This window comes from Micromonospora sp. NPDC047740 (genome assembly GCF_043204735.1).
Taxonomy (GTDB): domain Bacteria; phylum Actinomycetota; class Actinomycetes; order Mycobacteriales; family Micromonosporaceae; genus Micromonospora.
In genome coordinates, this window is record NZ_JBIDCT010000015.1 from 47,326 (window position 1) to 69,033 (window position 21,708).

The window sequence follows — 21,708 nt, forward strand, 5'->3', positions numbered from 1 at the left end:
GCGTTGAGCGCAGCACCGCCGACGGCGGATCGGTCGGCAGCTCAGAGGGAAACTTCTATCTTCGGCGTCCCGCCGATCTGACATTCATCGGTGGATCGAGGCCAAGTGAGGAGTAGTCAACGTGGGCGCGGGTAGGGGCCGGATCGAAGACATGCTGCAGGATGCTGTCCAGGCGGCATATATGCGCGAACGCGAACTCTTTGTGGAGCGGGCGCACGAACGATCGATCGTCTTTCACATCGCACGGCACCTGGCTGGAACCATCGAGGCCGCGCTGCCAGAGTGGTCTGTCGACGTCGACTACGACCGGTGGCATCCGCAGCACATCGACGGGGTCAAGAAGCGGCTGCGCCGGCGCCGGGTCGCACTCGCCGCTCAAGTCTCCGAGCAGCAACCGGCTACCGCTGGTCAGCGGGACACGGCCGCCGCCCTCGATAGCAACGACGAGGAACATGACGTCTACCCAGACATCATCGTCCACCGCCGTTCTGGATTGTCGGCCGACGACGACTTGCTCGTCGTCGAGGTCAAGAAGGAGGAGAACGGCGGACACGAAGACGACCGGGAAAAGCTGCGCGCGTTCATGGCGAGCCCGTTCTACTACCAGCACGCCGTGTTCATCATACTTCCGAGAGATGGCGGGTTTCCTCGTTGGGAGTGGATCGCCGCTTCCTGACTGGGGCGAGCCGATTGTGATAGTCGAGTGCCAGGTCTGCAGCAGGTTCCCACGTCGACGCCGTTGATGGACACGTGGATTGGGCTGGGTCGTGTGCAACGAGGAGTCACCGCGTCTTGCCGACTTAGCGAGGCACCTATGTGCATCAGGCAACCGGGATTCGTACCTACTGCGCAGGCAATGGCCCTCCTCGGTGTCCTGCATCCAGCTGTCGGGGCCGACCGACAGCGGCGTCGGTGGTCGAGGGCCTGCAAGCTGACCCGCCGGTTCACCGGCATGTCCGGGTCCGCCTACGAGAGGCGGGTGCCCTTGCAGGACTTCGGGACCACAGCCGGGCGCCTTGCGAACCGCCCACTTGGTGGTCAGCGCAATTAGCGCGGCCGTCACCGGCGATTGGGACTGCCTCGGGTTGGGTTGACTCGCGGGGGTTGAGTGGTTCAGGCCGCGCATACGGGCCTGTTGATCGATTCAAACTCGATGGGGGTGAGCCGTCCGAGGCGTCGTTGCCGGCGGCGGCGGTGGTAGGTGCGTTCGATCGAGGTCACGATCGTCAGGCGCAAGTAGTGGCGGGTGTGCCAGTGCTGCGCGTGATGAGCTTTTGATCGACGCGCCGATCCCGTCGAAGGGCGGACGTCCATCATCGGACGGACGAAACCTCCGGCTACCCCACCTCGGCAAGCCGATCTCACCGCTGATGACGCCCGATCATCGCGTCGAGTGTCGGCGGAGGAGCATCCCGGGCTACGGTAATGAATCGAGTACCCTCAGTGCCGATCGGGAGTGTCAGAGGCTCGTCGTAGTGTTCGCGGGCAGCGACGCGGTGGCATCAGGGAGTGTGATGGGCGACGAGCTTGGCGCGGACGATCGCGTCGGCGTGGGGGACCGCTCAGATCTCGATCGCCTCGATCTGTACCGGTATGCGACCGCGGACGACCCGGCCGTGCGTGGGCAGTACATCGCGATCATGGGATTGTTCGCCGACACCCTGCTTACCGACCTGTCGGCCGCCGAGGTTGCCGCGCAACTCGCTGAACGGGGCGTCGGTCTCGCTCTCGACGACGTGGAGACCAGGTGCCGGCAGCTGGAAGGCTGGGGCAACCTTGTTCGGTCGGTACGCGACAGCCGGGTAGCTACGGTAGCCGATTTTCTACGGTCTCGTTCTCGATATCAGGTATCCAAGCTGGGCGGCCGGGTGCACCGCCAGGTCGCGGACCTGCTGCGTGCCACCACCGGAGTGCGGGACGTCGCTCGTGAGCTGCTCGGCGGCATGGTGGAGACGCTCGACCGCATCCAGACGCGGCTTTCTGACGCGACCGGATCTGTGGATGCCGAAGCGCTCGCCGCCGACGTCACCACTTTGTTCACCAGCCAGCAGTTGTTCACCGACAGCGTCCGCGACTTCTACGCCTACTTGCATCAGGTCCTCTCCCGTTATGACCTGGTCGGCGACGAATATGCGGCGTTCAAGGAGCTCCTCCTGTCGTACGTCGATCTGATCACTGCCGACGTGGCGCGGCACTCACCGGCGGTCGCAGCTCGCGCGGCAGCCCTGATCGACCACCTCGACACCCTGCTCGAAGTCCTCGCGACGCTACCGACGATGACTAGCCCGGACGGCTCGCCGGCCGAGCGGCTACCCGGCCGGACCCGGGCCGACTGGGAAGAGTTCGCCGCCTGGTACGGCGGGCACGATGGCCGGTCCGGCCCGCAGCAGCTGCGCGCCGCAGCCGAACAGGCCCTCGGTCAACTGCTGGCCAATGCCAAACGAATGCTGGCGGCCGCAGGCACTGGTGTGTCGCGCCGCGGAGATCTACTGCGACTGGCTCGCTGGTTCGCCGATGCCGACACCACTGCGGAGACAGAGAAAGCCCACCGGCTGTTCGCCGCGGCGTTCGGTGTCTATCCTGCCCGGCATTTGCTGCTCGGCCCGGACGAGGTCAGCCCGCGTGCCAGCGCCTCGACTTCGTGGTGGGACGCCGACCCGGTCGACGTGCCGGTGTCACTGCGCGAGCGAGGCGATCGCGCAGCCCGAGGGAGGACCGCCCGGGTTCCCGACGTGGCGATGGAGCGCGAAATCCAGCTCGCCGAGGCACGCGCCGAGCGTGAGCGCGACGAGGCCGCAGCGGCGGAACTCATCGCAGCCGGCGTCCTCGACCGGGTGCGGATCGCGCCCGCCGCCCGCGACATGGCCCTCGACCGGCTTGGCGAGCTGCTCGCCATGGGCCAGGACGACAGCGACGCGCTCGAATGGGCCGACACCGACCTCGGATTCATCCTGCACGCCCGACGCGCACCCGCCCGGTCCAGCGTGATACACGCCCTCGACGGCGATCTGACGATCGACGGCCTGATCCTCGAGGTCACCGCCATCGACAGCGTCGCATCGGGAAGCGCTCCCGGTGCGGCAACCGGAACGGACGGCTGAAGTGGCGGTATCGATTGTTGCCCATGAGGTCACCCAGCGCAGAGACGCCGCACGGGCGCTGCTGCGCACACCGCTGCTGACCGCGGCAACCGACCCGGACGCCCTCGCGCTGATTCGCCACCACGCCGCAGCGCTCAAGAGCAGCTTTGCGACCGCGCTTGGCTACATCCTGGTCGTTGACCCGACTTTCGCCCGCCTCGTCAAGGCTCCGCTACCGGCCGCCGCGGCACCTGTCCGGCCGGCCCGCCGCAACAGCGGCGGAGAGTTCACGGCTCGCACCTACACATACCTGGCATTGATATGTGCCGCGGTACTCGCCCCCGACACCGGCGAGCAGGTGCTCGCCTCTGCCTTGGTCGAACAGCTGCGCGCCGACGCCGCCACGGTGGGCATCGACCTCGACGACTCACGCACCGAACAACGGCATCTCGTCGCCGCGCTACGCCAGTTGATCGCCTGGGGCGTGATCGAGGAGACGGACGGCAGCGTCAGCGGCTGGGGAGAGCGTCAGGAAGAAGCCCTGTTGACCGTTCATCGGCAGATGCTTCCGCACTTGCTGGCTCGGCCTCTTGCCGCGCTCGACGGCCCAGAGGCGCTGGTCAGTTCGAGCCCCGATGTCACGGAGCAACCTCGACGCAGCCTGCGCCGCAAATTGGTTGAGAACCCCCTGGTGCGCCGTGAAGATCTCACCGACGCCGAGCGCGACGTGTTGTCTCGGGAACGCACTGACCTGACCCGCACGCTCGACGACCTGTTTGGCCTGGTGCTCGAGGTCCGCGCCGAGGGAGCACTCGCCTACGACCCCGACCGGCACCTGTCCGATGTCGAATTCCCCGGTCCCGGCAAGGTGAAGCAGGCCGCGCTGTTACTCGTTGACGAGCTGCTGCGGGTCCACAAGCCGACCGCAGGCAAGACCGCAGAACTGCACGGCCGCCAGGTACCCGGGTTGCTGTGCCCGTGGCCGCAGGTGACTGAGATTGTCGGAGATCTCGCGGTTCGCCACGAGAAGATGTGGGGCCCAGAGCACGTTTCCGACCCCAGCGTGCTGTGCAGGGATGCCATATCCGTCCTCACCTCGCTCAGCCTCGCCGACCCCACCGAAGACGGCCTGGTCCTGCACCCGGCCGCCGCTCGTCACCGTCCTGACGTGCAGCTCGCGCCCTCCCAGACCCGCGCCCACGAGCGTCTGGAACCCGACGCCCCCGTCGCACCGTCCCTGTTTGACTTGGGGAGTCTGTGACCCCCGCCGCCCCGACCATGGCCGCCGAGGACCTCGACCAAACTCCCCCCAAGCACCACCCGTCGCGATGGCGCGTCAACCGTGGCGGCATCGTCAACGTGTGGTACTACTACGACTCCGAGTTCACCTGCTCCGGCGGGCGGATCATTTGGCGCGGCACGAATGGCGCCGGTAAGAGCCGTGCCCTGGAGATGCTTCTCCCTTACCTGCTGGACGCCGATCGACGCAACATCGACGCTTCCGGGGCGAAGAAGGTTCGCCTTGAAGACCTCATGGCTGCTGGCGCAGGTGAAAAGGCTGGCGGTAATCGCGTCGGATACCTGTGGCTGGAACTCATCGGCGAGTCCGATGACTCGGAAACCGAGTACCTTACGCTCGGCGCCTTCATCCGGTTCTCGAAAGCCACCGCCGAGGCGAAACCTTGGTACTTCATCACACCCCTGCGGGTGGGAGTCGATCTCCACCTGCTGGACGACAGCCGCGAACCGCTATCGCGTGACCGGCTTGCCGAAAAGATCGGCTCTGACCGGGTCACCGACACCGCAGAGACACACCGCGAGCGAGTGCGCACCCAGGTGTTCGCCCTTACCGGTGACTCCGGTCGCGAACGTTACGCCGGATTGCTGCAATTGCTGCACGTACTGCGCAACCCCGACGTCGGCAACCGCATCGAAGCGGGCCTGCTCCCGGCGATCGTCTCTGACGCGCTGCCGCCGCTGTCCGAGGCCGCGTTGGCCGCCGCCGGACAGCAACTCGATGCGCTGTCAGACACACGCGATGCCCAGCAGCGGCTGGAGAAGGCGGCCAACGATGTGGGCACCTTCCTGGCGACCTACCGTCGATACGCCGCTGGGGTGCTGCTGGCCGCCAACGACCAAGCGAAAACCACAGCCGCGAGTGCGCGCCGGAGCGCGCGGGACTCAGACGACGCCCACAGCCAACACGAGCATCTGCAGGCGCAGCATAAGCAGACTGCCGACACGCTGAACCAGCTGGCGGACCGTGCCGGTGAACTCGACGCGACGATCCGCGGCATCAAGGCATCCCGTGAGTACACAGACGCCCAGCAGCTCATCGAAACCGAGCGACGTATTGCGGCACTTCACCAGACCGCCGAACGGGCACTGGCCAACGCTCGAACATCACGGGATGCCGAAGCTGCTCTGGTCGCCACCTCCGACGAACGCGCCGGTGAAGTGATCGCCGCCGCCGACGCCGCTGCGCAGACCCTCACCGAAACGCGTGACCTGCTCACGAAGGCGGGGCTGACCGCCGACCTCCTGCCCGCCGCAGCCAGCGCCACCATCGACGACGAACCCGCCACCACCGAAAGCGTCCGCACCGACTGCGAGAGCGCGCCCAGCCCGTTCGAACGTCCCACGCCCAGAACTCTCACCTTCGCCCCTGACGAGCCGAGACGGGCAGCCGAAACCGCTCGTCACGTCGCGCGCGCCGCCAAGGACCGAGCCGGTCAGGCGCTCAACCGACATGCAACCGCGGTGGCGCTGCGGGACCAGATGCGCAAGGTCGAGGCCGCGGAGGACCGTGCCGGCGACGCCAGAGACGAAGCGGACACCGCCGCCGAGGAAGCCGGTCAAGCAGCTGCCCGGCGCGACGACGCCGCAGCCAGCCTCGCGGTGAACTGGCGAAATTGGGTCGCCGATCCCGCCACCGAAGAACTCCTCGGACCAGTCGACTGGCACACAACCGCACTCGCTCGGGTCTTGGCTGACATCGACGCCCTCGCCGGTGACGACGGTCTGCCGCTCGACGGCTTCGACCGGGCAGCCGACGAGGCTGCCCGGCCGGCCCGGCAGCGGATATCTGAAGACCGCGCCGACCTCAAGCGGCGGAAGAAGGACGTCAGCGACCGCCGTGAAGCGCTGAACGCCGAGGCAGCCGACCTCCGCCGGGAACGGGACCCCGAACCGGCACGGGCGCCGTGGCAAGCTTCTACTCCCACCGGGGGTGTGCCGCTGTGGCGTGCCGTCGACTTCACGGACCCGAAGCTCAGTGACGACGACAAGGCCGGAATCGAAGGAGCGCTGCACGCCGCCGGACTCCTCACCGCCGACCTCACTCCCGACGGGGCCGTCACCGCCGCCGATGGCCAGATCCTGCTCACCGCCACCGGTCCGACCGTCAACCGACCGCTGAGCAACGTGCTCGCACCGGACCCAACCTGCCCGATCGAGCCCGGACTCTCCGCTAGCGTCCTCGCTCGGATCGCCCTGGACGACCACGACGCCCCTGTCTGGGTCGCCCGCGACGGCAGCTGGGGCAGCGGCCCGCTGACGGGACGGCATCGCGTACCCGCCGCCTCGCACATCGGTGCCCAGGCCCGCGCCGCCGCACGCGCTGCCCGCCTCGACGAGATCGCCACCGAACTCGGCGCACTGGCTGGCATCGACAGCCAACACAAGGCCGAAGGGGACGCGCTGGGCGCTCGGGAACAACAGCTCGACTCCCACCTCCGCACCGCACCCCGCACGCGACAGCTGACTCAGGCACGAGCGGACGCTGCCGCCCAGGCTCAGCACGCCCGCAACACCACCGGCAAGGCCGCGCGTCTGCATGCAGAGGCCGAGGGGATGCGCCGCGATCTCGACGCCCGCCGTCGACAACACGCTGAAATGTGCCGCGCGTCCGGCCTGCCGACCGGCGTCGAGAAACTTGCTACAGCGCGGCAAGCCGCCGAATCCGCTGCGGGCTCCTGCACGCGGCTCGCCGACGGCTTCACCCACCTTGGCGAATGCATCGACCGACACATCCGCGGGGTCAGCGAAGTGCAGAAGGCCACAGCAAACCGGATGAAGGCCGAGTCGACCGCTGACGAGGATTGGGCGCTATGGCACCACGAGGCAGCAGAGTTGAGTGCTCTACGCGAAACCATCGGCGCTGACCCCGAAGCGGTCTTCACCCGACTGAAGACCGCCGAAGAGGAAGCCCGCCGGACCAAGCGCACACTCTCAGACACCCGGAAGGTTGAAGGTGAACTGGGACGTCAAGTCGCCGCCGCAGCGGTGACTGCCAAGCACAAGAAGGATGAGGCCAGCGCTGCGCGGAGGGCATTAGCGGACGAGGTAGCGCGGCTGCACCGTGTCGCCACCCTGCCCGGCATCACCGAAGCCGCCCTGAACACAAGCCAGTCCCTCCCGCACCTCCCGGCCGCAGACCCTGTCTCCATCGACCCGGCGACGGTGGAGACCGCGGCCCGACAACTTGCCGACGCCGTCGACCGCAGTGGCCCAACCGTTGACGAAACCGCCGTCGTACGCGCACAACAACGCCTCGAACAGGACCTCACTGGCACATTCGACGTGCAACCCACCGTGACCGACGGAGTACGGCTGGTCGACCTCGTCGACGCCGCCGACACCCACACCATCGCCGCCGCACACACCACATTGCAGCGCAAAGTCGACGAAGGCCGGACGGCTCTGTCTGACCGGGAACGTCAAGTGTTCACCAAGTTCATCCTCGACGGCGTCGCCGACGAACTTCAGCGACGACTGGGCCAAGCTCATAACCTGATCAAGGCAATGAACGCCAGCCTGCGAGCCATCCACACCTCGCACGGCATCGGCGTCCGGGTGCAGTGGGCGCTCAAATCCGACGCCACATCAGCCCTGGCCCGGATCAGCGAACTCGTCGCCGTTGCCAACGACGTTCGCTCCGAGGCTGACAACGCCGAACTCATCGACCTGCTCAAAGCCCGCGTTGACGGACAGATGAACGTCGACGCGAACGCCGGGTACACCGCTCACCTCAAATCCGCCCTCGACTACCGGTCCTGGCATGATGTCGAAGTCATCATTCGCGGCCCCGCGGCAGGACAAGAGCGGCGCATCAGCAAGCGGTCGAAGCTCTCACAGGGCGAGACCCGCTTCGTGTCCTACGTGACCCTGTTCGCGGCCGTCGACGCCTACCTCTCCGGCCTGCCCGACACCTCACGAGCACTACGGCTCATCGTCTTGGACGACGCGTTCGCCAAAGTCGACAACCGCACCATCGGCGTACTGATGGGTCTACTGGTACGCCTCGACATCGACTTCGCCATGACCGGCCACGCCCTCTGGGGCTGCTACCCACAGGTGCCGTCGCTCGACGTGTACGAGGTCCGCCGCCGTGAAGGAAGCGCGGCAATCACCACCCACGTGCACTGGGACGGACACGCCCGGCACCTACGGTCAGTGGCATGACCGAAGCCCCGTTGCCCGACCGCCTGCGCGACTACCTCGGACACCAGTCACTGACCCCGGTATGGGAACGCGCCCGGCAGCGACTGGAACGCAACCGGCTCCAGCTCACCGGAACAATCAGCGTTGACCTCAATGAAGAGGCAGCGACCCGGCTCGGCGGTCTGCTCCGCCGGCCATATGCCGCAGGCTCGGCAAGACTACAGTTGGCAGCACTCGACGAGGCGCTACGCCGCAGCGCCGCCGCAGCCGGGCTCGTCGCTGTCCTCGGCGCCCTCACCGGACCGCTCGTCGACCGTGCCGCTGCCCGCGACCAGAAGGCGGCGGCCTGGTCGCAGGTATGGTCCGCACTCGACACCGGCCTCGCTGCGGCAGGCCTCGCCAACGCGTCATGGGCGCCCGCGTTCGCCGACAGTGTGCGGCGCTCCGGGCTGCTCACCCGGGCCGGCGCACCGGCCGCGCACGCAGCCGTCAATGCAGCCGTCGCCGTCCTGGTCGAAATCGCCGACGGCACCGTGCTCTCGGGAGGCGAGAAGTTGGTCGAATCCCGGTGGGAGCTCGGCGAACTCGCCAGCACAACCACCGGAAACGCGCACGGGCTCGACGACGGCACCCTCACAGCCGCCCTGGTGTTACGCGCAATCGCCGAGGCCGCACGCGAACCCGCACCCACTTCACCGAGCGAGCGCCGCGCTCTGTGGGAGACGGTCGGCGTAACAAAAGATCAGGTATCGGGCACCGTCATGGTCTGGGCGCTGCGCCCGCCAGGTACACATCGATGGTCGACCATGATGACCGACCGCGCCGACCTCGGGCTGGTCACCCATCTCACCCTGCACGAGCTGCGCGCCATGGCCGACCTTCCTCTCGCCAAACCAGGCCAGCGGGTGTACGCGTGCGAGAACCCCCAAGTGCTGCAGGCCGCCATCCGCGCCAGTGCCCCGGAACCTCTGTTGTGCTTCGCAGGTAACCCGGCCTCGGCCGGCCTCGTACTGCTATCTCGCCTGATCGCAGACGGCGCGACCGTGAGCTACCACGGGGACTTCGACTGGCCCGGAGTTCGCATCGCCGCTCGGTTGTTTGACCGCGGCGCAACGCCGTGGCGGATGGGAGCACAGGACTACGTAGACGCAGTAAGCAGGCTGAACGCCAACGCCCGCCTCGCTCTGTCCGGGGCCGGGGCAGCCACACCGTGGGAGCCTGGACTCTCTGCGGCAATGGAGCACGAAGGCATTGCCATCCACGAGGAAGCACTTCTGCCCACATTGCTTCCCGACCTCGCCGGGCGCGCCAACTCGCCTGTGCAAAGCTGAACCGCACCGCCGACCAGATGCAGGCCGCGACGACAGCATGCGAGGCCGACCCGGCGCCCAACACCGCCAAAACGGGAAGCCTGGTCCCGGAAACCTTGGATACGGCGTGCTCGCCAGCTTCGGCGCATCCGCTGGCGACCTCCCGATCGTCCTGGCCGCGCTGACACGATGGGCGATCCACCCGGACGACGACCACGTCGTGACCCGTCACGCACGACGAGGCGCTCGACAACCTCCTCGACTACACCGATCTCGGCGAGTCGCCTGACGTGCATGCCCGCGCCGCCGCCCTCACGATGATCACGAGCACCGTGACCAAGTGCCGACCATGACGAATGACGTGTGGGGGTGAGCGGGTCAAGGATCGTCTGGTGATCGGCGGCGAGTTGTAGGCGGCCGGCACCAAGTGCAGGAGAAACCTCTGCCGGTCTTTTATCGATATCGGAATCGATGACCGGCCGACGAGGCACACCGGACCTACCAGACTTCTGGCCCCATCGCAGCCAAGAACATCTTAATGTCGTACCGGCCAGCTACGGTGTCGCTGCGTGGACAGCCGCACCCTCGGCTGACAGCACCGTGGAACCCACGACCAAGACGAAACGCGGTTGCGACGTGGCCGAACCCGGAGAGGAACTGGCCTGTATGACCCGGACAACAGCACAGAGCGAGCGCATCGGCGTCTCCGCCGTCGAAGGCGCTTTCAGCATCATGGGCTGGGCCTTCCGGGAACAAATTGTGTCCGACCACGGGATTGATGCCCTTGCCGAGGTCGACGGGCTCACAGCCGAGCCGTCGGGACGGTATCTTGCCGTGCAGATCAAGTGTGGGCCGTCCTACTTCAAACGCCGGACCGCCGGCGGCTGGCGGTTCATGGGAGAACCACGACACCTGCGGTACTGGCTTGCGAACCTGATGCCCGTGATCCTGGTGATCGTCGACGCCGATACCCGGGCCGGCTACTGGGTCCAGATCACGCACGACGCCGTCCACTACACCGACAAGTCCTGGTGGATCGAGATACCAGAAGCGCAGATCCTCGACGACCGAGCGCAGCTGCGGCTTCGCGAGCTCGCGCTCGCCACCGTTCCGGCAATTGCGGACCCCGTCGAACAGGCGCTGCCGTTGCTGCCGCCGTCTGCGGTGGAGATGCTGTCGGCGCTGCGTCCAGTCGACCCGGACGGGGCACTTCGCTTGGCGAAGTTTTTGAGCGAGGGTCGCGAACAGTCCCGGGACACGGTGGAGGCGCTGCTGGACGCGAGCCGGGGCTGGTCGCACGCGAGCACGTTGCGGCTGACGACGATCGGCGCGTATGCCAACGAGCACGGCCACCGTGACCTGGCAATGAGAGCGTTCGCGTTGGCCTCCGCCCGGACCGTGCCAGAGGCGGCCATGGCCGAACGGGTCCGGCTCGCCGGCGTCGCGGCCGTGATGGCGATGGTGGCCGACGACCGCCAGCACGCGAACGACCTGCTACGGCTCGCCCGCGAGCACGCCGGGGTGAGCCTGCTCGCCGACGTTGCAGTCTGTGCCTTCGACGCCGACGAAGCAGGCCGTGAAAGTGCCCTCGAAACACTGCTCCGCAACGCTTCGGATGAACAACTCAACGCTGAACCCACCTGCCTGCTGTTTCTCGCCGAACGCGCGTTCGCACGGGGAGATCTCGACCAAGCGCTGACGCTGTACGACCGGTCTTGCCGAAGGTTCCCGCGCATCGTCGGCGGCAGACTCGGGCAGGCGCGCGTGCTGATCGAACGCATGGTCCGAGGCAGTTCGGTGGTGCCGCACCACGACCAGCGCCGCGCGGTCGAGCTGGCCGTAGCCGTCCGCGACGAGATGCGCCGATGGGCCGGACCCAGCGAGGACGCCCACCGACTCGTCGTGCAGGAACGCATGCTCGCCCAGGCCTTCACCGAGGTTATCGAGCTGGCCACCCCCGTGGACTTCGGCGGGCAGGCCACCGATCGGGAGGCCGCCGATCCGACGGTCGCCATCGTCGGCGCCCAGGCCAGCATCGCCCTCGGCGACCGTGCGCGGGCCGCTCGGTTCGCCGACGCGATGCGTGACACCACGACCGAACCGCTGCTACGCGCCCTCGCCGCCGATCCCCGTCAGCCCCGGGAGCAGACGGTCATTGCGTGGAGGGCCGCGCTCGACGCCGCTGACACCGCGTTCGCCGCCCGGATCATCCTGCATCGGCTCGCCGCGCACGGAGCCCTCGCACCGGCCGATCTCGACCGCTTGGGTGCGCTGGCGAACCTCGACGACCACGATCGGCTCCTGTTCACAGCCCGCCACACCGCCGCGGCAGGAGACCTCGATGCCGCAGTCGCGATGCTACGGTCGCAGCCCTCGCCGTCTGCGGGGGAGATGCTGGTCGAACTGCTGCACGAGGCGGGTCGTTTCGACGAGGCGCTCGCGGTCTGCGATGAGATCTGGAGAATCTACGGGGCGCTTAAAGGCCTCCAAGATAAGATCAACATTTTGGCGTCGCGCGGCGACTTCGACGGAGCCGAGGCCTGCGCCGCACAATTGCTCGCCACCGGCGAGCTCCCCGCCGAACATCGTCGGCAACTGCACCGCCGCATGATCGAGCGACGCATGACGCTCGGGAACTGGACGGGCATGGAGGCGGTCTGCCGCACCGCGCTGCGCGACCAGGCCGACGACGCCGAGTACGGCTGGGGGCTGATCTATGCCCAGCTCAACCAGGACCACTGGGACACGGCCTGGACCACGTACTGCCAGCTACGCCCAAACGTCTTCCACCCGAGCGTCGTGCGCGCATGGGTCGAACTGCACCTGAAGTTCGGTGTCGGCCCGCAGTGTCAAGCCACGGCCATGACCCTGATGGACCGCTTCGAGTCGGATCACGACGCGCGTGCTCAACTCGCGAGGCTCGAAGCCCAGGACTGAGTTACGGGAGTCGCGGATGAACGGAGCAGACGGCGAGTGGACGCCCGATAATGAGCCCTTTTCATCCTGCGTAGCGGTTGGCTTCGACGTGGTGCAGAACGAGGATGGCCTGCACGATCGTGGTCGCTCGCCGTGGGCAGCAGCGCAGCTTGACCAGGATTTTCCAGGTCTTGAGGGTGGCGATCGCGCGTTCGCCGCGGGCGCGGATTTTCGCGTGGGCGCGGTTCACGGCCTTCTGCCGGCGTGACAGATTCGGCCGGAAGCGGCGCCGCTTGAACGGAGTGCGCACGCTGCCGCAGGCTCCTTGGTAGCCCTTATCGGCGAAGGTCATCACGTCTGCCCTGGTCAGCGCTTCGATGATGCCGTGGGTCCGGGCTGCGGTCAGGTCATGCACCGAGCCGGGCAGCGCCGGCGAAGCCCAGACGAGGCGGCCGGCGGCATCGGCGATGACCTGCACGTTCACGCCGTGGCGCTTGTGTTTCCCGGAGTAGTACGGCTTCTGGTCGGCGACTCGGTCGATCGGAATCAAGGTGCCGTCCAGGATCGCGTACGCCAGTCGGCGGATCCGGTCCATGGCGGTGGCCAGGTCGTCGGCGGCCGTAGCGAGCAGCGTGATCGCTTCCTGCACGTACCGCCATGCGGTGCTCACGCCGACGGCGAACCCGGCGGCCAGCCGGGTGTAGGTATCACCGTTGCGCAGGTGAGCCAGGGCGAGCAGTGCCTGCCGTCCCGCGTCGAGGCGCCGCCACCTGGAACGGCGCTGGCTGCGGTGGCTGCGGATGCGATCGGCCAGGTGGTTCAAGGTCCGACTGGACAACGAGATTGTGGAGGGGTAGGACAGCACAGGCGAGGCTCCCGGTCGGGGCATCGGGTTTTGGTCGATTTGCTGTCTTACCTGGAGCCTCGCCCTCATCGATCTGCGGACCCCGCCTACCACCCTGACCTGCAAGATCAGGTTGGAAAGGGCTCAATGTTGTTGCCATGATCGGCGACCCTTTCTATGCCGTGAACATCGCCCCCGACCTGGTTGTCGCGCACGATCCGATAATTCGGAGGAAGAATGGGTTGCGGCGAACGCGGGATTGATCGGCGAGCTTGATCCAGAGCCTTATCTGCGTAACCTTGTGGCGATTTTCAAGGGCGCGTACCCGAGGGGGTGACAACTCCAGCGTCCCCTTGAAATTATGCGCCGGTGCCCGTCGCTGGTGTCTTGCGGCGCAAACTCCAGTGCAAGCTATGCCTGCTGGAGATGCCCTTCTCCGTGGCCGGATTGACGGCTATGCTGCCATCGGCGCAGGCGGATCGAATTGGTTGCTCAAATTGCGCCACGCGGCAGCTCATGCCTGTAGTGGCTGAGGCCGCGCGAATGGCTGCGGCGATCACCATGACGGCCGCCCGGCAACCGCCCCCGCCGACGCCTCGACGAGCAGCTGATCGCCGCGGTCGTCCCCACCCCGCTTCCTCGCCCGGCACCGCCAGCGCTGCCCGCAGCCGTCCCACCTGCGCGGGAACCGGTCGACGGCATCGTCTTCGACGTGGCCCGCCCGGACGCCGACGGCCGGGTGGCCGCCCGGGCGTTGCTGCGGGCGCTGGGCTGGCCGTCCGGTCACCGCCTCCATGTCGACGTCACCGATGGCATTCTCCTGATCACCGCGAGACCTGACGAAAAGCACGCCGTCGGCGCCCGCGGGGCACTACCGCTGCCCGTCGCGGCCCGGCAGATGTGCGGCATCACCTCACACCAGGTGGTGCTGCTGCTGGCGGCGATCCCGGCGCGCGATTTGCTCGTCGTGCACCCCTCGACGCCGGGTCCGCTCCATTCAAGCCGACACCATCTGAATCCATGTCGCGTTGTCGGACGAAAGGGGCGCGCCATGATCACTTCTTGCGTGCGATCCGCAGCCGCGCCTCACGGATGGACGTTGACCAAGGTTCATATTTCATGCCAGCGAGTGGCTACTCGGCTGCGGGGATCGGTTCAGGCCGTAGCTCCTCGGCTGTGGCATGCTGGCCGACTGGCCGGTTGATCCATCGTTCACCTTGGCCGGGCCGCCGGTATGTCGGCTTGTCGTCCTGCGATGTCCACAAGACGATGTCGATCAACTGAAGGTCTGGTAGGTCGTGGATCTCGGGAACGTTTGGTGTCACGGCATCCCGCAGGGCCGCTATCTCGGCGCGGTGGATGCGAATCCAGATTGCCAGGGCCCGAACGACCTTGTCGATGCGCTCGCGGCGGTCCAGGCCGTGCTGGCGCGCCTTGCTCGAGAAGCCCTCACGGTTGAAGCCGAACACTTCCGCAACGTGTCCGTCGAGCACGGGAACCGCGTGGGGCCGATACAGTGCACCCAACTTGGTGATCTTGGGTCCCCAGACACCGTGGTACCCGAAGTGGCACAGGTTGACAACCGTGGCTACGCCATCGTCGTTCATCGTGTGCAGGTCGGTGTCCTCCGGTATGGCGGCGACTCGGGCTGCGAAGTCGCGTCGGCGGTCACGGGAGAATCCGGCCACGTCTTCGATGTCCACTCGGCCGGCGAGCGCGTTGGCGTAGAGCAGTGACCAGGTGGTGACCTGATCGAACAGGCCGGAGGTATGGGTGCTGCGGGCGGCGAGATGGTAGGTGACCCATCCGCTGCGCGGCTCGGTGCAGAAGGCGAGCACTCGTCGGGCTGCATCCGTCACGGGCACCGGAGCCAGCACGTCGCCGTCAAACCCTGCCGCTGCCGGGTCGATGACCATCTCGGGGAGGTCAGTAGTCACAGCGACACCGTACGGGCTGGTCTCCTGAAGATCGACGGACGACCCTGCCGTGGCAAGTCGTCGAGAGGTAGATGCTGGTTAGCCACTCGTCACTCCGGCCTGGAAGCGCGCCGGTCGGCTCCGCTCAGGGCAGGGTGAGCGCGTCATCCGGCAGGACGGGAAGCGACCAGCTCACCGAGATCTCCCAATACGACCAGTCCGTCGCAAAGGGCCACCGCGAGCTCAATGAACGCGACGGCCCGGTCGCGAGCCCGCTCAACCCGAGCGTGATCAGCGTCGGTGATCACGCCGAGCCGCCGCGCCCGCTCGTACTCGTCGCAGTCCTTCCACCTCCAGTTGAGGTCCTGGTCGAGCGTAATGTCGAGCAGCAGGTCGAACGTGTCGAAACCGATCGGGGTTTCGCGCACTGGCTGCTCGAAATCGACGCCCCACTGGACCGCGCCGCCGGCGATTGGACGGTAGAGGCGAACGCTGAAATCCGTGTCGAGGCCGTACCAGGCCAACATCAGGTTGTCTTGCCAGGTCCACCGGCTCAGCGCCCACTTGCCGCAGGCCATGTTCGGGATGCCCGCCTTGCCGATGTGGTCGTCCCTCGTCAGCATCCACTGGACCCAGGTCGCCGGACCCACGACTCGACACCAGGCCAGCAGGCGAGGCGTGATCCCGGACTGGATGTCGTACCCCGGCGGTACGGTCGGCATCTTCGACGCGAAGTCGGGAATGGACGGCCCGCCAGCGAGGTAGGTGACCGTGGGCTACCGATGAGCCCGGCGATCGCTCACCGATGCGATGGTTTGACCGTATAGGAGAGAGATGGGCGTAGACGAGGCGTTCGACGAGTTCCAGAAGACCGTGGACGCCGAGCGGCTGCAGGTGGTGTTGGCCCGCGCTCGGCGTGACATATTCAAGGAGGCGTTCGAGGCCGAGAGTGACGTCGCGGAGGTGTTCGGGTCGGGTTCGCTGCGCCGCAGCACACAACTCAAGCCGATCCACGACGTGGACCTGGTGGTCGTGTACGCGGAGGACGACCACCAGGATTGGGGCCAGCCCGGCGACTCGGCCGAGGAGGCTCTGGACTACACGCGGGGGCGGGTCAACGCGTTGCTGGGGGCGACCAACGGCACCATCGACAAGTTGGTCCGGCTGGCCCGCTGGCGCAACCACGCGGTGAAGTGCTTCATCGACGACCCGGACGACCCGGAGGCATTCACCGTCGACACGATGCCGGCGCTTCGACAGGCCGACAGCACGCTGCTGATCCCGGAGGCGCTGTCGCAGACGTGGGTGACCGCGGACCCGGAGGACCTCGTCCGGCGCGTGGCCAGCCATCAGGCGGACTGGGCGTATTTCCGGCCGATCGTGCGCGTCCTCAAGGACTGGCGGCGCTCCGTGAAGGTCGAGGGCAAGATCAAGTCGCTGCTGATCGAGGTCCTGGCTCTCGAATGCATGCCCCGCTCCGGGAGCCGGGCCGAGGCGTTGCGGGCGTTCTTTACGGCCGCGGCGGTCCGGGTGAACACGCCGATCGAGGACCCGGCGGGCCACTGCGGTCTGATCCAGCCGGACCTGGACAAGATCGGCCTGCGGACCGCGCTGGAGGAGGCGTCGGAGATCGCCACGTGCGCGTGCGAACATGCGGCGGCCGGCGACACGGACGACGCACTGCGGGCCTGGCAGGAGATCTTCGGCGAGGACTTCCCGGCACCGGCGAAGAAGAAGGCCAGGCCGGCCGTGACCGGACCCGCGTTGATCGTTCCTCGGCCGATCAAGGACGCCCCGCAGGGCTGACCGATGACACCTGACGATGGCGGCGCGGTGACGTGGTGGCAGTGCGAGCCGCGCCGGCTCGCCCGTGACGAGGCCGAGATCGGCGAATGGTTTCCCGGATTGCAGTGGGTCGACGAGGGCGCGGGCGGATGGGTTGGGCGGCTGCCTCGGTGGCCGTTCGACCGGCCAGAGCCCGCCGGCCTACCGGCGCTGGTCGGCGAGGAGGGTCTGGAGGCCCTTCTCGTGTACGGGCACGCCTACCCGATGGTCGCGCCGTTGATCTATCCAGGTGATCCGAGACCGGGGATCGCCCAGCGCACGGACCACAAGTGGCACGTCAACGGCAACGGCAGCCTGTGTCTGCTGCAGGACGATGCCACATGGAACGGCCGCGGGTCTGTGCTGGACCTGCTGCTGAAAGCGGCTGGCTGGCGGGTGGAGTACGCGCTGATGAAGGCTGGCGTGATCGAGGCAATGACCTTGCACGGCATCGTCGACGACGCGCAGTCCGATCACCTGATCGCGGTCGCGGTCAAGGCCATCGAGGCTTTCGGTGATCAACCGGCAGAGCGTGAACTGGATGGCGCCACGTGAACCGGCTACTGGTCATGGTCCCGCGCGAGGGCGTTGACCGACTGCGTGCCGCGGGCAGCCACGGAAGTGCGACCTTCATGGTCTCCGACGCCGAGAACGTCGGCTACCTGTGCGCGATCTCCGTGAAGGAGGGGCTGACCCTCCCCGTAGGGATGACGCCGCGTACGCATTTCCTGAACTCCGGCGAAGCTCGCCAAGGGGGCTTCTGGTACCGAGCCACAGCGGACCTCCACGTCCATGGGATGGCCGCGGGACACCGCCAGAGCGCGCTGACCGTCGCGTACTTCGCCGAGCAAGTACGCTCCGGGTTCAAGAACCCGGGCCGCAGCGACTACATCGCGTTGACGTATGCGCCCGGCGTGGAAGCCGACTATCCCGGCGCTGGGATCTCCGAGTTCGCGGCCTGGCGCGTTACCGCCGACGGCGTTGAGCCCTTGGACGTGGCCTGCGAACCGCAGGTCGTCGGTCACGCGCAACTCGCCCCGCAGTGGCCGGTCGACAGCCTGGCTGCGGCAACGGTAACCGTGGTCGGGGCCGGCAGCATCGGCGGCGCTACGGTGCACGCACTCGCTGATTACGGTGTAGGCCGGCTGGTGCTCGTCGACCCTGACCGCCTGCTGTGGCGCAACCTCGTGCGTCACGTCAGCGGCCCGGCACAGGTCGGCAAGATGAAGGTCTTCGCCCTCCGTGACGACCTCGAACGATTGCGACCCGGCACGAGCGTCGAGCCGCACGCCCTCGACGTCATCCGCGACGCCGACAAGGTCCGGCCGCTCCTGGCCCGCAGCGACCTCGTCGTGTGCACCGCCGATGGCGTTGCCCCGCGCCGGGTCGTCAGCCACTTAGGCCGCCGCGCCGGGCTGGACGCCGTACTCGCCTGCGTGCTGGAGGACGGCGGCATCGGCGAGATCCTGCGACTACGGCCGTGGCCGGACCGGGGATGCCTGGTCTGCCAACGGCAGGCACTCACCGACGCCGGAGCCATCGACCCCGAACCCGCCCTGGACGCCGGCTACGGCACCGGCACCCGCCACCGACCCATGACCGCAGTCGGGTCCGACCTTCACCTGGTCGGCCAACTCGCCGCCAAGGCCACCGTCGCTACGCTGCTGGAACGTGCGGGCCACCCGGACCAGCGGCTGCCCGGTGACCACGGGCTGCTCGCGCTCCGCCCGAAACTAGGCTGGCCGCCGCCGTTCGACCTGGCACGCGCCGGAGAACTTCGCTGGCTGGACGCTCGCCCGCCTGTACCCGGTTGCCCGACCTGCGAGGAACCGTGACCGTCGAGTCGCCGGTCCAGCGCGTCCATCTCACGGCCGCCGCCCACACCGTCGTCAGCCGAGAATGTGGTCGCTCCCTGGACGGCAACGAGACCGGAGGCATCCTGCTCGGCCACCTCCACGATGGCATGGCGGAAGTCCGGGTCGCCGGCGATCCCGGGCCGACGGCAGTACGGCAGCCCGACTTCTTCCTCCGCGATCTTGGACACGCCCAGCAGCTCGCTCACGACGCCTTCACCCGGGATGGCAGCATCTGGATCGGCGAATGGCACACCCACCTCGCCGCAGCCCCAGTCCCCAGCGAACGCGATCTCGCCACGTACGCACGGCTGCTCGCCGACCCCGATCTCGGCTTCGAGGCCATCGTCTCGATCATCGCCGTCGCGAACCCAGGGTGGGATCGGCCGGCCGCGTACGCCTGGACCTGCTTCGGAGACCAAGCGGTCGCCGTCCCCCTGATCCTTTCCACCGACGATTACTGCCCAACCGCACCGGAGGAACACCGATGAACGCGCCTCGTCCTGCCGCTGGCTCGCGGTCCCGGGTCGGAAACTTGCGATCTGGGTTCCACTACCAGGACCTCATCGCGTGGTCGGCGGCCATGCGCGTCATCCAGCCCCGCAGCCCGTACAGCCAACTGGAGATCGAATCCAATGGTGCCGGCAACGTGGACGACGTCATCCTCCGCGCCAACGCCGACCGGCACCGGTACGCGCAGGTGAAGTGGGCAGCCCAGACCGCCGACCTCATCAACGACGCCTACCTGACCGTCCCGCCGAGCAAGACGGGCAAGGCGCTGCTGACCAAGTTCCACGCGAGTTGGAAACTGTTGCGCCACCGTGACGACGCCCCGCCGATCATGGAACTGACCACCAACCGGGCGCTCGACCCTGCTGACCCGCTGCTGAGCCTCGTTGACGGGCGCACCGACTGCCTCAACCCGTTAGCCCGCCTCGCAGATCCCGCCTCCGACGCGGGCCGCCGCATCGACGACTGGGCGAAACTTCTGAAGTGCGACCGCGACGAGGTCCTCGCCATGCTCGACGCTCTCTTCTTCAAGGTTGGCCTGACCGTGAGCAGCGAAGAAGACCGGGCACGGACCCTCATGCTCGCCAACGGTCTGCTCTCCGACAAGGACGCCCTTGACCGCGGAGTCGGCCTCGTCGCCGAATGGGTACGCGAAGGCAGGAGAGTCCTCAGCCCCGAGGACATCCGCACGGAGGTGGAGCGAGTGAGTCTGCACGCCCACGATCCCCGCGCCGTACTCCTCGTACAGGCGATCAAACACGACCCGCACCCGGATGACGCCACCGTCGTCCTCGACTGGGTCGATCTGTACGAGGGCGACACACCACCCCTGCGACGCCGACCCCGTGATCCGGCGGACTGGGCCACCATGAGCGACGACATCGACCAAGCCGTCGAGACCATCGCTCTGCAGGGCCTCAAGGACATCGTGCTGCGCGGCTACATGCGTCAGGCGACCTTTTTCACCGTCGGGACCCGCTTCGCCCAAGTCAGCGGCACCACCATCACCTACCTACAGAACGGTGTCGCCTGGGCCTCGAACGCCAAGCACGTTCCGGTTCCCGCGCCCAGCAACATCACCACCACCATCGGCGCGGGCAAGGAACTTGCCGTGGCCATCGGCATGAGCGTCGACCCGACCACCGCGGTGACCCGCTACATCACCGACGCGAACCTCCCGATCGGCAGAGTCCTCACGCTCCTGCCCGCCGACGGTGCCCACGACCAATCCGTCGCCGGTCCCGGCGCGGCCGTCGCCTATGCCCAGGCCCTGCGTAACGCCATCCGGCAAGAACTCGAACGCGACCCTGCCACCCGTGTTCACCTCTTCCTCGCCGGACCAGGCGGCCTCGCATTGCTGCTCGGGCACCGCTGGAACAGGGTTGCCCCGACAGCCGTTTATGAAGATCTGGGCACCGGCCACGGCTACGTTCCTGCGTTCGAGGTTGATGCCTAACCGACGGTCGGCGGATGGGGAGATCTCGGTTCAGCGCGGCCAGGACGGGCCGATGCGCGATCGGTTGAGCACGCGGTTTGGGCGAACGATGCAAGCCACGCCGAGAGGGACCCCAGAAATCGCTAGATCGATTCGGCCTGATATGGAGGATGGCCGCCGAGGGTATGCCACGCAAAACCGGGGTGCTCAGACCGCAAGGCAGCGAGACCAGCCGCAGCCAGACCATGCCGCCTGACAGAAGGCGGCGTGTAGGGCTGCTCCACCCAGCCGATCCGGCAACGTCTGCAAACCTCGTAGTCGACGGCGAAGGCGTAATCACCCTGGCAGAGCCCTTCACAGACCGGGTCACGGAGATTCTCCGCGCGTGTCCGCCAGCCCGGTCGCTCCGCCGAGATGGTGCCCTGCCAAGGCGTGGTGAGGCGTGGAACCACCGGCCACCCGGATCGGCGTCCCCACCGCCCTCTGGTCAGCCAGACGAACGCATCTCGCCAAGGCTCGCGGCCGGAGACCCGGCCGACGTCGCGAGCGCGAGCGACGAGTTGCTCGATCGCTGCAAC

General features: G+C 67.4%; 14 protein-coding genes and 1 pseudogene. 11 read left to right on the forward strand and 4 right to left on the reverse strand.

What is annotated here, in order from left to right; genetic code table 11:
• The first annotated feature begins 121 nt into the window (after positions 1-121).
• Positions 122-676, forward strand: coding sequence for a hypothetical protein (locus ACGF4F_RS26010; protein WP_393081075.1), 555 nt, complete (start codon positions 122-124; stop codon positions 674-676).
• 437 nt (positions 677-1,113) lie between these two features.
• Here the strand turns inward: ACGF4F_RS26010 and ACGF4F_RS26015 are convergent.
• Positions 1,114-1,260 (reverse strand): annotated as a pseudogene (locus tag ACGF4F_RS26015) (IS3 family transposase); the annotation flags it as partial.
• 254 nt (positions 1,261-1,514) lie between these two features.
• Between ACGF4F_RS26015 and ACGF4F_RS26020 the strand changes: the two are divergent.
• The 5 genes from ACGF4F_RS26020 to ACGF4F_RS26040 all read left to right on the forward strand — a co-directional run bounded on the left by ACGF4F_RS26020 (position 1,515) and on the right by ACGF4F_RS26040 (position 12,769).
• The gene (locus tag ACGF4F_RS26020; RefSeq protein WP_393081077.1) at positions 1,515-3,101 is read left to right on the forward strand and encodes a TIGR02677 family protein; all 1,587 of its coding nucleotides are present in this window, start codon (positions 1,515-1,517) and stop codon (positions 3,099-3,101) included.
• 1 nt (position 3,102) lies between these two features.
• The gene (locus ACGF4F_RS26025; protein ID WP_393081080.1) at positions 3,103-4,341 is read left to right on the forward strand and encodes a TIGR02678 family protein; all 1,239 of its coding nucleotides are present in this window, start codon (positions 3,103-3,105) and stop codon (positions 4,339-4,341) included.
• Positions 4,338-8,543, forward strand: coding sequence for a TIGR02680 family protein (locus tag ACGF4F_RS26030; RefSeq protein ID WP_393081083.1), 4,206 nt, complete (start codon positions 4,338-4,340; stop codon positions 8,541-8,543). The genes ACGF4F_RS26025 and ACGF4F_RS26030 overlap by 4 nt, the downstream gene beginning before the upstream one ends.
• Positions 8,540-9,853: a TIGR02679 family protein gene (locus ACGF4F_RS26035; protein ID WP_393081086.1), complete on the forward strand. Its 1,314-nt coding sequence runs from the start codon at positions 8,540-8,542 to the stop codon at positions 9,851-9,853. Before ACGF4F_RS26030 ends, ACGF4F_RS26035 begins: the two co-directional genes overlap by 4 nt.
• Positions 9,854-10,432: 579 nt before the next feature.
• Positions 10,433-12,769, forward strand: a complete 2,337-nt coding sequence (locus tag ACGF4F_RS26040) for a DUF4365 domain-containing protein (protein ID WP_393081089.1) — start codon at positions 10,433-10,435, stop codon at positions 12,767-12,769.
• 61 nt (positions 12,770-12,830) lie between these two features.
• Here ACGF4F_RS26040 and ACGF4F_RS26045 read toward each other — a convergent pair whose 3' ends face one another.
• The 3 genes from ACGF4F_RS26045 to ACGF4F_RS26055 form a co-directional block, all read right to left on the reverse strand.
• Positions 12,831-13,613 carry a transposase family protein gene (locus ACGF4F_RS26045; protein ID WP_393081092.1) on the reverse strand — a complete coding sequence of 261 codons (783 nt, stop codon included), beginning with the start codon at positions 13,611-13,613 and terminating at the stop codon, positions 12,831-12,833.
• 1,112 nt (positions 13,614-14,725) lie between these two features.
• On the reverse strand, positions 14,726-15,529 hold the full coding sequence (locus ACGF4F_RS26050; RefSeq protein WP_393081095.1) for a DUF6308 family protein: 804 nt from the start codon (positions 15,527-15,529) through the stop codon (positions 14,726-14,728).
• Between the two features lie 143 nt (positions 15,530-15,672).
• Positions 15,673-16,230 carry a hypothetical protein gene (locus tag ACGF4F_RS26055; RefSeq protein ID WP_393081098.1) on the reverse strand — a complete coding sequence of 186 codons (558 nt, stop codon included), beginning with the start codon at positions 16,228-16,230 and terminating at the stop codon, positions 15,673-15,675.
• A gap of 112 nt (positions 16,231-16,342) precedes the next feature.
• Between ACGF4F_RS26055 and ACGF4F_RS26060 the strand changes: the two genes are divergently transcribed.
• The 5 genes from ACGF4F_RS26060 to ACGF4F_RS26080 all read left to right on the forward strand — a co-directional run bounded on the left by ACGF4F_RS26060 (position 16,343) and on the right by ACGF4F_RS26080 (position 21,151).
• Positions 16,343-17,314, forward strand: coding sequence for a nucleotidyltransferase domain-containing protein (locus tag ACGF4F_RS26060; RefSeq protein ID WP_393081101.1), 972 nt, complete (start codon positions 16,343-16,345; stop codon positions 17,312-17,314).
• A gap of 3 nt (positions 17,315-17,317) precedes the next feature.
• Entirely contained in the window at positions 17,318-17,887 is a 570-nt protein-coding gene (locus tag ACGF4F_RS26065) for a hypothetical protein (RefSeq protein WP_393081104.1), read from the forward strand.
• A complete protein-coding gene (locus tag ACGF4F_RS26070) occupies positions 17,884-19,167 on the forward strand; it encodes a HesA/MoeB/ThiF family protein (protein WP_393081107.1) in 1,284 nt (427 codons plus the stop codon). The genes ACGF4F_RS26065 and ACGF4F_RS26070 overlap by 4 nt, the downstream gene beginning before the upstream one ends.
• Complete coding sequence (locus ACGF4F_RS26075; RefSeq protein WP_393081109.1) at positions 19,164-19,676, forward strand: Mov34/MPN/PAD-1 family protein; 513 nt, start codon at positions 19,164-19,166, stop codon at positions 19,674-19,676. Before ACGF4F_RS26070 ends, ACGF4F_RS26075 begins: the two co-directional genes overlap by 4 nt.
• Before the next feature lie 92 nt (positions 19,677-19,768).
• Positions 19,769-21,151, forward strand: coding sequence for an SAVED domain-containing protein (locus ACGF4F_RS26080; protein WP_393081112.1), 1,383 nt, complete (start codon positions 19,769-19,771; stop codon positions 21,149-21,151).
• Positions 21,152-21,708: the final 557 nt, after the last annotated feature.

Coding starts and splice junctions, on each gene's coding strand:
- ACGF4F_RS26020 (WP_393081077.1), top strand. CDS start 1,515: ATGGGCGACGAGCTTGGCGCGGACGATCGCGTCGGCGTGGGGGACCGC.
- ACGF4F_RS26035 (WP_393081086.1), top strand. CDS start 8,540: ATGACCGAAGCCCCGTTGCCCGACCGCCTGCGCGACTACCTCGGACAC.
- ACGF4F_RS26055 (WP_393081098.1), bottom strand. CDS start 16,230: ATGCCGACCGTACCGCCGGGGTACGACATCCAGTCCGGGATCACGCCT.
- ACGF4F_RS26060 (WP_393081101.1), top strand. CDS start 16,343: ATGGGCGTAGACGAGGCGTTCGACGAGTTCCAGAAGACCGTGGACGCC.
- ACGF4F_RS26065 (WP_393081104.1), top strand. CDS start 17,318: ATGACACCTGACGATGGCGGCGCGGTGACGTGGTGGCAGTGCGAGCCG.
- ACGF4F_RS26080 (WP_393081112.1), top strand. CDS start 19,769: ATGCGCGTCATCCAGCCCCGCAGCCCGTACAGCCAACTGGAGATCGAA.